General features: G+C 73.8%; 8 protein-coding genes and 1 pseudogene. All 9 read right to left on the bottom strand.

Going from position 1 to position 10552, the window contains the following annotated elements; translation table 11 throughout:
- Nucleotides 1-912, bottom strand: coding sequence for a sirohydrochlorin chelatase (locus AB0L71_RS01810; protein ID WP_365236716.1), 912 nt, complete (start codon nucleotides 910-912; stop codon nucleotides 1-3).
- On the bottom strand, nucleotides 909-1517 hold the full coding sequence (locus AB0L71_RS01815) for a precorrin-8X methylmutase (protein WP_365236718.1): 609 nt from the start codon (nucleotides 1515-1517) through the stop codon (nucleotides 909-911). Before AB0L71_RS01815 ends, AB0L71_RS01810 begins: the two co-directional genes overlap by 4 nt.
- Nucleotides 1514-3232: a precorrin-3B C(17)-methyltransferase gene (gene cobJ, locus AB0L71_RS01820; protein WP_365236796.1), complete on the bottom strand. Its 1719-nt coding sequence runs from the start codon at nucleotides 3230-3232 to the stop codon at nucleotides 1514-1516. Before cobJ ends, AB0L71_RS01815 begins: the two co-directional genes overlap by 4 nt.
- Nucleotides 3233-3241: 9 nt before the next feature.
- Nucleotides 3242-4549: pseudogene (gene cbiE / locus AB0L71_RS01825) on the bottom strand (precorrin-6y C5,15-methyltransferase (decarboxylating) subunit CbiE); the annotation flags it as partial.
- Complete coding sequence (gene cobM / locus AB0L71_RS01830) at nucleotides 4546-5394, bottom strand: precorrin-4 C(11)-methyltransferase (protein WP_365236720.1); 849 nt, start codon at nucleotides 5392-5394, stop codon at nucleotides 4546-4548. The gene cobM and the pseudogene cbiE, both read right to left, overlap by 4 nt.
- Nucleotides 5395-5710: 316 nt before the next feature.
- Nucleotides 5711-6457, bottom strand: coding sequence for a precorrin-2 C(20)-methyltransferase (gene cobI / locus AB0L71_RS01835; protein WP_365236722.1), 747 nt, complete (start codon nucleotides 6455-6457; stop codon nucleotides 5711-5713).
- Complete coding sequence (locus AB0L71_RS01840; protein WP_365236724.1) at nucleotides 6454-7815, bottom strand: cobyrinate a,c-diamide synthase; 1362 nt, start codon at nucleotides 7813-7815, stop codon at nucleotides 6454-6456. The genes cobI and AB0L71_RS01840 overlap by 4 nt, the downstream gene beginning before the upstream one ends.
- A gap of 10 nt (nucleotides 7816-7825) precedes the next feature.
- Nucleotides 7826-8425, bottom strand: coding sequence for a cob(I)yrinic acid a,c-diamide adenosyltransferase (cobO, locus tag AB0L71_RS01845; RefSeq protein ID WP_365236726.1), 600 nt, complete (start codon nucleotides 8423-8425; stop codon nucleotides 7826-7828).
- Nucleotides 8425-10443: a putative cobaltochelatase gene (locus AB0L71_RS01850; protein ID WP_365236728.1), complete on the bottom strand. Its 2019-nt coding sequence runs from the start codon at nucleotides 10441-10443 to the stop codon at nucleotides 8425-8427. Before AB0L71_RS01850 ends, cobO begins: the two co-directional genes overlap by 1 nt.
- Nucleotides 10444-10552: the final 109 nt, after the last annotated feature.

A 10552-nucleotide genomic window follows, 5' to 3' on the forward strand; every position in this document is an offset into this window, starting at 1 on the left:
TCAGTGGGAGTGTGCATGGCCGCCGTGGGGGTGATGGTGGTGGGGGGTGTCGTCGTCGGGGTGGAAGTGCGGCTGCTGGGGCAGCCCCACCTTGTCCTCGAAGCCGGGCAGCGAGATCCGGTACACGCAGGAGTCGCAGTTCATCCGCAGATCGCCCTCGACGGCCTCCCGGTAGCGTTCCATGACCAGCTCGTACAGTTCTTCCGCTCCACCGATGACCTCGGCCGTGCGGACATCGAGCTCCGGGTGGGCCGTGGCCCAGTCCTCGGTCTGACGGCGCACCCGGTCCGGCAGGATGCCGGTGAAGAGGAAATACGGCAGAACGACTATGCGCCTCGCACCCAGCTTCTCGCAACGGTCGAGACCCGCCGGTACGTCCGGCGCCGCGAGCGAGACGAACGCCGCCTCCACGCCCGCGTAGCCGCGGCCCTCCCAGAACAGCCGCGCCGCCTTGTACACCTCGGCGTTGGCGTCCGGGTCGGTCGAACCGCGCCCGACCAGCAGCACCGTCACCTCGGACCGGTCGGTGTCTACCAGCACCTCGTCCACCCGGCGCTCCAGCACGTTCAGCAGCGCCGGATGCGGGCCGAGCGGACGGCCGTAGGTGTACGCGATGCCGGGGTGGCGCTCCTTCTCGCGGGCCAGCGCCGCCGGAATGTCCCCCTTGGCGTGCCCGGCCGAGACCAGCATCAACGGCACGGCGGCGAAGCGCTTCACCCCGCGCTCGACCAGCTCGGTGACGGCCTCGCCGAGCGGTGGCGGGGACAGCTCGATGAACCCGCCCGCCACGGGCAGTTCGGGGTGCCGCCTGCCCAGCTCGGTCACGAAGTCACGGAACGCGGCGGCCCCGCCCTCGTCCCGGGTGCCGTGACCGGCGATGAGCAGTGCGGGCTGGTCGGACCGGGCGGTCACAGGTTCTCCTCGATGTGCGTGGGGGGCAGGGGGTGATACAGGAGGGCGTTGAGAGCGGCGGCGGCGACGGCCGATCCGCCCTTCTCGGAGACGTTACTCACGGCGGGCAGTCCGCTCTCGCGCAACGCCGCCTTCGACTCGGTCGCGCCGACAAAACCCACCGGCAGGCCGATGACGAGCGCGGGCGCGGCATCCAGGACGAGCAGTTCCTCCAGCGCGGTCGGCGCATTACCGATCACCCAGATCGCTCCCGGACCGACCTGCTCGTACGCCAGCCGGATCGCATGTGCCGAACGGGTCAGGCCCGCATGGGCCCTGGCCTCCTTCAGTCGGCACACGGTCTCGCGCCGGGTGATGCCCGCCGCGACCATCTCCACATCGGTGACGACCGGCGCACCGGCGTGCAGCGCCGCATGCGCGGCGACCAGCGATTCCTCGTCGCAGACCAGGTCCGTCGCGTATTCCGGATCCGCCGCGGAGTGGATGACCCGCTCCACGACGGCCCGGGTCAGCGGTGCGAAGTGCGAGGTGTCCAGGCGGGCACGGAGCCGCCGGAACGACTCCTGCTCGATCGGGTGGACGGTTCTCTCCCAGGGCCGGTTCACCGTGCTCCCTCCTGTGCCGTGGTGGCCGACTGCCAGCGGTAGCCGCGCGGTGTCACCATGCGGCCCGCGATCTCCCGGGTGGCCGTGTTGCCGACCGTCACGACCGTCATCATGTCCACCGTCGCCGGGTCCAGCGCGCCGAGCGAGGTCACCCGGCTGCTCTCGTCCGGGCGCGAGGCATTGCGTACGACCCCGACCGGAGTCGCAGGTTCCCGGTGCTCGGAGAGGATCGACAGCGCCTTCGGGAGCTGCCAGTCCCGGCCCCGGCTGCGCGGGTTGTAGAACGTCACGATGATGTCGGCCTCCGCCGCCGCCCTCACCCGGCGCTCGATCACCTCCCACGGGGTGTGCAGGTCGGAGAGGCTGATCGACACATGGTCGTGGCCGAGGGGAGCACCCAGGATCGCGGCGGCCGCCAGCGCCGCGGTCACCCCCGGCACACCCACCACGTCGATGTCGGCGCCGGCCTCGGCGAGCGCGGGTGACGCCATCGCGTACACGCCTGCGTCACCGCTGCCGATCAGCGCCACCGCATGTCCCTTGCGGGCCTCGGCGACCGCGGTCCGGGCCCGCTCCTCCTCGGCGCCGAGCCCAGACTCCAGCACGGTGGTGCCCGGCCGCAGCAGATCCCTGATCTGGTCGACGTACTGGTCGAGCCCGACGAGCACCGAGGCCCGCCGCAGCTCCGCACGGGCGCGCGGGGTCAACAGATCGCGCGCGCCCGGTCCGAGCCCCACGACGGCCAGCCGGCCGCGTGTGCGGCGGCGCACCACCGCGCAGGTCGCCATCGCCGCCCGGCCCTCAGGCGCCGACTTCCGCTTCGGTACCAGGAGTTCGCCCCCGGCCGCGAGCGCGGCGGCCTCCGCCACGGACGGCGTACCGACGGCGGCGAGCGGCGCGTCGGACGGATGGGGCACCTCGACACCGGCCAACGCGTCGGCGCGGTACGTGCGCAGCGGTACGCCGAGCTCCGCCGCGGCGGCCACGATCCCGGGCTCGTCCGCCTTCGCGTCGACCGTCACCAACTCCGCGACGCTCAGCGGCGAGAGCCCGGCCTCACCCAGCGCGTCCAGGACCAGTCCGAGGACCTCCTCGACCGGCGCCCCCTTCGACGCGCCGACCCCGACGGCCAGCGAAGCGGGCCTCAACACGGCGGTGCGCGGACCGAGTTCGACGACCCGGTCGGTGAGGTGCAGTACCGCGTCCCCGCCCTTCCCGGCGCCCACCTGCGGCGGCAATGCCGGCAACGGCCACACCGCGTCCGCCCGCAGCTCCACCGGCGCGCCGTCGAGCATCGCGCGCGACACGCCCGCCACGTCGCCCTCCACCGGCAGCCCCAGCATGTCCAGCCCCGGCACTCCCGTCGCGTCCGTCGCCGTCGTCACGACCGGCGCCGCGCCCAGCACCTCACCGACCTCACCGGCCAGCGCGTTCGCCCCGCCCCCGTGCCCGCCCAGGAGGGCCACCGCATGGCGGCCCGCCTCGTCGACACAGACCACACCCGGGTCCGAGGACTTGTCCGACAGCAGCGGTGCGAGCAGCCGCACCACGGCGCCCGTGGCGAGGAAGCACACCAGTTGCTCGCACTCGGCGAAGGCCCGTCGTACGGCCTCCCGCACCGGTCCCTCGTAGATCACGGTGCGGTCGGGCCAGGCCGCGGCCAGCCGGTCGCGGGCGACGGTGCCCGCCGCTGTGGCGGAGATCAGGCCGATCACCGGGTTTGCTCCTTCACTTGTACGAGCCGCGGGACGGGTGCCCCACAGCAGAAAGACCGGATTGGTCGCGGCGAGCCGCGTCACCTCACCGGGCAGCGGCGTCAGCCGGGAGGACTGCAGCAGTACGCCCTCCGGGACGAGCCCGGCCCCCGCCAGCGCTCCACGCACCTCGGGCACCCGGTCCAGCGCGGCCAGCGCCACGACCACGGTGCGCCGCGTGCGCCGGGCGCACGCCGTCACGATGGCGGGCAGCTCACGGCCGCCGCCCCCGATGAACACCGCGTCCGGGTCGTCCAGACCGTCGAGCACGGCGGGTGCGGAGCCGTGCACCGCGTGGACGTACACCGCGTGCGCCGCGGCGTTGGCCCTGATCCGCCCGATGCCGTCGGAGGTCTTCTCTACGGCGACGGCGGCCGCGCCGAACCGCGCGCACTCCACCGCGACCGAACCCGACCCCGCACCGATGTCCCACACCAGGTCACCGGTGCGCGGACCCAGCCGGGCCAGTGCCAGCGCCCGCACCTCGAACTTGGTGATCATCGAGTCGCGGTGCTCGAACTCCGCCTCGTCCAGCGCCCACCGGCCGGGCCCCACGGCCGCTCCCGCGACGGTCCGCACGGGGGAGAGCACCCGGGACTCGTCCAGACACAGCACCACGCTCACCGGGTCCGGCCAGTCCCGTGCCACCGCCTCGGCGGGCGTCAGCCGCTCGACACGTTCCCGTTCGTCGTCGCCGAGCGCCGTCGCGACGACCAGGGTGCGTTCCCCGGCGCCGTGCACCAGCCCGGCCGCCAGCTCTGCGGGCCCGGCGCCGGGCCCGGTCAGCACGGCCACCTTCGGATGGGCCAGACAGGCGTGCACCGCGGTCCGCGGATCACGGCCGTGCGCGCTGACCACGACCGCGTCGTCCCACGCGAGTCCGAGCCGGGCGAACGCCGCCGCGACGGACGGGGCACCCGGCCGCACATCGAGCGCGCCCGGTCCGAAACGCTCCGTCAGCGCCCGTACGATCCCGAAGAACCCGGGGTCTCCGGAGGCGAGCACGACCACCCGGGCCCCGGTGTCACCCCGGTGCTCCGCGATCCGGTCGAGGGCGGGTGCCAGCGGACCGAGCACGATGCGCTCGGCCTGTCCGGGCAGCTCCGCGGCCGCCAGATGACGCCGGGCGCCGACCACCAGCGTGGCCTCGGCCAGGGCCCGACGGGCCCCGGACCCGAGCGGCGCACCCGTCCCCGTACCGAAGACCCGGATCGGCGCGCCCTGCGGACCGAGGACGCCGGGCGACCGGCTCCCCGGACCGGCGGCAGCCCGCGTCATGAGCCGGACCGCTGGGCGCGCAGCTGGGCCCGGGCCGCCTTGTCGGCCCTGCGGAAGCCGTGGAAGTGCCCCGGATGGTAGAGGTGCGAGCGCGTCCCCGAAGCGGACAGTGCCGGACCCACGAGGAACAGCGTGTGCTTCCAGAGCTTGTGCTCCTTGACCGTCTCCTCCAGGGTTTCGATCGTGCAGTGCACGATCAGCTCCTCCGGCCAGGTCGCCTGGTACGCGATCACGACCGGCGTCGAGGTCGGATAGCCGCCCTCCAGAAGCTCCTTCGTGAGCTGCCCGGACCGCGCCGCCGACAGGAACAGCGCCATCGTCGTGCCGTGCCGCGCGAACTCCCGCACCTCCTCGCCCGGCGGCATCGGCGTCTTGCCGCCACCGAGTCGGGTCAGGATCACGGACTGCGCGACCTCGGGGATCGTCAGCTCCCGCTGCGCGATCGCCGCGACCGCCGAGAACGACGACACCCCCGGCACGATCTCGACCGCGACACCCAGCCCGGCACACCGGTCGACCTGCTCCTGCGTACCGCCCCACAGTGCCGGGTCACCGGAGTGGATACGCGCCACCTTCAGTCCCTCGGCCGCCGCACGTTCGTACACGGCGACGACCTGCTCCAGCGACATCTGCGCCGAGTCGAGGATCTCCGCGCCCTCCCGGGCATGCTCCAGGACCTCCGCCTGCACCAGGCTTGCCGCCCAGATGACGATGTCGGCCTCCGCGATGGCCCGCGCCGCGCGGAAGGTCAGCAGATCGGCGGCGCCGGGGCCGGCCCCGACGAACGTCACCTTGCCGAGGGTGGGCGCGGTGACCGCGCCGGCTGCGTCGACTGCTTCGGACATGGAACGGGGTCCTTTCGGAAAACGGACAGAATGGAGGACGGAGCGTGACGGGATGTGACGTACCGTGTTGGGGTGGTGGCGGGGCGGGGGACGGGAGGTGGCGGACAACACGGCGTGTCGCGGAGGTGCCGGGACGCGCGCACCGGGCTCGATCGGACGGCAGGAGCGCACGGCGGTGTGCGGGGCGCGCGGTCGCGTTCCCGATGCCCCTGGGCGGCAGGTGGGCCGCCCCCGTATCAGGGACCGCCGCTGTCCCGTGCTTCATCCGGCCGGCGGCGGGCATCGCGGACCGGCCACCGCACCGCATCCGGGCGCCTCACAGTTTTCCGCCCCGCCCGCCGTCGCGCGGCGCGGGCGCGATCAGCGTCGACAGATAGGGCAACGGCCCCTCGACCGGCTCCGCCGCCGACCGGATCGACTCCTCGGGCAGCCCGAGCGCCGACCCCCATACCGCCCCCTCGGCACGCCCCGTCCCGCGCAGCACCTCGGCCACGTCCGCGGCCAGCCGCCCGAACTTGTACGCGACGACCGTCCCGGGACCTTCCAGGGCCTCCTTGAGCACCTCCGCCCCGGCGGTCACCGGCACCAGCGTGAGCGGCTCCGTCCCCTCCGTCAGCACCGCACCGCTGCGCGCGGCCAGGTCCTGCATGGCCGTGATCCCGGGCACGGTCTCCACGGCCGTGCCCGGCAACAGCTCCCCGATCGTCTGCGCGAGGTACGTGAACGTCGAGTACACGTTGGGGTCGCCGATCGTCGCGAACGCCACCGACCCGTGCGTACGGAGCAGTTCCGCGACCCGCTCGCCCGCCGCGTCCCACGCCGCCTCCCGGCGCGCCCGGTCGGACCGCTCGTTGAGCGCGAACACCACCCGCACGATCTTGTCGGCCGCCACGTAGTGCAGCACGGTCGCCTCGGCCCGCCCCCGTTCACCGGTGTCCATCACCGGCACGACGACGACCGCGGCATCGCGCAGCGCGTTCACACCCTTGACGGTGACCAGCTCCGGGTCACCGGGCCCGACGCCGACGCCGACGAGCCTGCTCGTACCACGACCGTGGTTCATCCCTTGCACCTTTCGACGAATCGGCGGACCATGCCGGGCGCCGAGGCTCCATGCGTATGCAGATAACTCGCGTGCACGCCCTGGTGCACGAACCCCTCCACCCGCCGTTCCGGCCGATGCAGACCCCACGCCGGCTGCGGTCCGGCACCCGGCTCCAGCACGGTCCGGTGGAACTCGTGCCCGCGCACCCGTGTCCCGGGCGCCGCCAGCACGCTGTCCGAGACCGCGACGGCCTCCCGGTAACCGAGCGTCAGCCGCTCGGACATCCGCCCCTCGGCATCCAGGACCCCGCACATCGGCAGCCCGTCGAGCGAACGTGCCAGATACAGCAGCCCCGCGCACTCGGCGGCCACCGGGGCCCCGGACGCCACCAGGGCGGCCACGGCCCCGCGCAGCGCCGCGTTGGCGGACAGCTCCGAGGCGTACACCTCTGGGAAACCCCCACCGATGACCAGGCCCCGCGTGCCCTCGGGCAACGCCTCGTCCCGCAACGGATCGAACGGCACGACCTCGGCCCCGGTCGCGGCGAGCAGCTCGGTGTGCTCGGCGTAGGAGAACGTGAACGCGGCCCCGGCCGCGACGGCGATCCTCGGGCGCCGGGCGGCGGGCCCGTCACCGGCGCCGCCCACCGCCTCCGCGGCGTCCCACGCCGCACCCGGCACCGCAGGCGCGGACCGGGCCAGCGCCATGACGGCGTCCAGGTCGCACCCCGCCGCCACCTGCTCGCGCATCGCCGCGACCGCGTCCACCGCGTCGTCCCGACGCTCGGCCACCGGCACCAGCCCCAGATGCCGAGAGGGCACGGCAACCTGCGCGGCCCGCCGCAGCACCCCCAGCACCGGCACGCCCGACTCGTCCAGCGCCTCCCGCAGCAGGGCCTCGTGCCGTTCTGAGCCCACCTTGTTCAGAATCACCCCGCCGATCCGAACCTGCGGATCCCACGAGGCGAAGCCGTGCACCAGCGCGGCCACGGACCGCGACTGCGACGACGCGTCGACGACCAGCACCACGGGCGCCCGCAGCTCCTTCGCGACCTGGGCGGTCGAGCCGAGTTCCCCGAGCCCGGCCGCTCCGTCGTACAGCCCCATCACCCCTTCGACCACCGCGAGATCGCAGCCCCGCGCGCCGTGCGCGAAGAGCGGGGCGACGAGTCCGGGGCCGCACAGGTACGCGTCGAGATTGCGCCCCGGACGCCCTGTGGCGAGCGTGTGGTAGCCGGGATCGATGTAGTCGGGCCCGACCTTGTGCGGGGACACCGCAAGTCCCCGCTCCGCGAAGGCCGCCATCAGCCCCGTGGCCACGGTCGTCTTGCCGCTCCCGGACGAGGGCGCGGCGATCACCAGACGCGGAACGTTCACCGCGGGCCCCTCACCATTCGATGCCCCGCTGACCCTTCTGACCGGCGTCCATCGGGTGCTTGACCTTCGACATGTCGGTCACCAGATCGGCGGCCTCCACCAGCTTCTCGGGCGCGTTGCGCCCCGTGATCACCACATGCTGCGTACCCGGACGGCCCCGCAGCACCTCGATCACCTCGTCGGTGTCGACCCAGCCCCAGTGCATCGGGTACGCGAACTCGTCGAGGACGTACAGCCGGTACGTCTCGGCCGCCAGGTCGCGCTTGACCTGTTCCCAGCCCTCGCGCGCCGCCTCCTCGTTGTTCAGCTGCCGGTCGCGCTGCACCCACGACCAGCCCTCGCCCATCTTGTGCCAGGCGACGGACCCGCCCTCGTCGCTCGCTCCGAGGACCTTCAGCGCGTTCTCCTCGCCGACCTTCCACTTCGCCGACTTGACGAACTGGAACACCCCGATGGGCCAGCCCTGGTTCCAGGCGCGCAGGGCGAGCCCGAAGGCCGCCGTCGACTTCCCCTTGCCGATGCCGGTGTGCACCACCAGCAGCGGACGGTTGCGGCGCTGACGGGTGGTCAGTCCGTCGTCCGGCACGGTGACCGGCTGTCCCTGCGGCATTACGCGGCCCTCCTGTGGGTTCCCCGGATGTCCTTGACGAGCCCGGCGATCGAGTCCGCCCGCAGTTCGTCGAGCGTGACGGCGGCGGCGCCGAGATCGCGCGCGAGCGTGCCCGCGAGCCCGAGCCGTACCGGCCCCGACTCGCAGTCCACGACGATCGAGGCGATGCCCTCCGCCTCGTGCAGCCGGGCTGCCCGTGACGCCAGCGCCACCGGCTCCGGCCCCCCGGTCGCCCGCCCGTCGGTCACCACGACCAGCAACGGCCGCCGCGACGGATCACGCAGCCGCTCCACCCGCAGCACCTGATGGGCCTTCAACAGCCCTGCGGCGACCGGGGTGCGGCCACCGGTCGGCAGCGACTCCAGACGGGCCGCCGCGGCGTCCACCGACGACGTCGGCTCCAGTACCACATCGGCGTCCTTGCCCCGGAAGGTGATCAGCCCGACCTTGTCCCGACGCTGATACGCGTCCAGCAGCAGCGAGAGGACCGCGCCCTTCACGGCACTCATCCGCTGCCGGGCGGCCATCGACCCGGAGGCGTCCACCACGAAGAGCACCAGGTTTCCCTCGCGCCCCTCCCGGGTCGCCTGCCGCAGATCGTCCCGCCGGACCACCAGCCCAGGGCCCGACCGGCCCCGCGCCCGCTGATGCGGGGCGGCGGCCTGCACGGTCGCCGCCAGATGCAGCTTGGTCAGGGCACCCTGCGGGCGCAGCGCACCCGTCGTCCTGCCGTGCTCGGTACGCGCCCGTGACCGCCGCCCCGCCGCGCCCTCGCCCAGACCGGGCACGCTCAGCATCTTCGTACGGAACGGCTCGCCGGCCTGTACCGGCTGCTGCTCGCCGCCCCCCGAGGACTGCCCCTGTCCCTGCTCCGTGCCCTGTTCGGGCACGGACTGCGCGGGCGTGTCGTCGGCCCCGCCCTCGGGCCGCGGCGGAGTGTCGGGCCCGTCGCCCTGCGGCGGCCGGCCGCCGCCACCAGGACCGTCCGGGTCCGGATCGTCGTCCTCGCCGCTGTTGCGCTCCAGCGTGTCGTCGAGCTTGTCCTCGTCGAGCCCCGGCGCGTCGAACGGGGACCGGCGCCGACGGTGGGGGAGGGCGAGCAGCGCCGCCTGTCGTACGTCCTCGGCCAGTACCTCCGTACGGCCCGCCCAGGCGGCCAGCGCCGTGGCGGTCCGGGCCATCACGATGTCCGCGCGCATCCCGTCGACCTCGAAGGCCGCACAGGTGGCGGCGATCTGCCGCAACGCCCCGTCCCCGAGGCGCACGCGGGGGAGCAGGGCCCGCGCGGCGACGATCCGGGCGCGCAACGCGCCCTCCTCGTCGGCCCACGCGGCGGCGAACCCCGCCGGGTCGTCCTCGTACGCGAGGCGCCGCCGCACGACCTCGACCCGCTGGTCGGTCTCGCGGGACGCGGCGACCTCGACGGTCAGCCCGAACCGGTCGAGGAGCTGGGGCCTGAGCTCCCCCTCCTCGGGGTTCATGGTCCCGACGAGCAGGAAGCGCGCGGCGTGCCGTACGGAGACACCTTCGCGCTCCACGTACGAGGCGCCCATGGCGGCCGCGTCCAGCAGCAGATCCACCAGGTGGTCGTGGAGGAGGTTGACCTCGTCGACGTACAGGATCCCGCGATGCGCGTCGGCGAGCAGCCCCGGCTCGAAGGCCTTCACGCCCTCGGCGAGCGCCCGCTCGATGTCGAGCGCCCCGACGAGCCGGTCCTCGGACGCGCCTACGGGCAGCTCCACCGTCCGCGCCGCCCGCGACACGCCGGACCCGGGCTCGTGGGGGCCGTCCGGACACGCCGGATCGGGCGACGCGGGGTCGCACGAGAACCGGCACCCGGAGACCACGGAGACCTCCGGCATGAGCGCGGCCAGCGCCCGCACGGCGGTGGACTTGGCCGTGCCCTTCTCGCCGCGCACCAGCACCCCGCCGACGGTCGGCGAGACGGCGTTGAGGAGCAGCCCGAGCCGGAGGTCGTCCTGTCCGACGATGGCGGTGAAGGGGTAGGGAGTACTCACGCGCTGATCACTCCTCCGGGTGATACATGCCAGGTCACTCTGGGCTCCGGCTGTCGAACTGCAAGGGTCAAGACGGGTTCCCCGCCGATGCGGGGGTGGTCCGAATGTC

The organism is Streptomyces sp. NPDC052052 (assembly GCF_040680455.1).
In the GTDB taxonomy this organism is placed as follows: Bacteria; Actinomycetota; Actinomycetes; order Streptomycetales; family Streptomycetaceae; genus Streptomyces.

Bases quoted from the DNA above. Each gene is read 5' to 3' on its own strand.
- cobM (WP_365236720.1), bottom strand. From the start codon at position 5,394: ATGTCCGAAGCAGTCGACGCAGCCGGCGCGGTCACCGCGCCCACCCTC.
- cobI (WP_365236722.1), bottom strand. From the start codon at position 6,457: ATGAACCACGGTCGTGGTACGAGCAGGCTCGTCGGCGTCGGCGTCGGG.
- cobO (WP_365236726.1), bottom strand. From the start codon at position 8,425: ATGCCGCAGGGACAGCCGGTCACCGTGCCGGACGACGGACTGACCACC.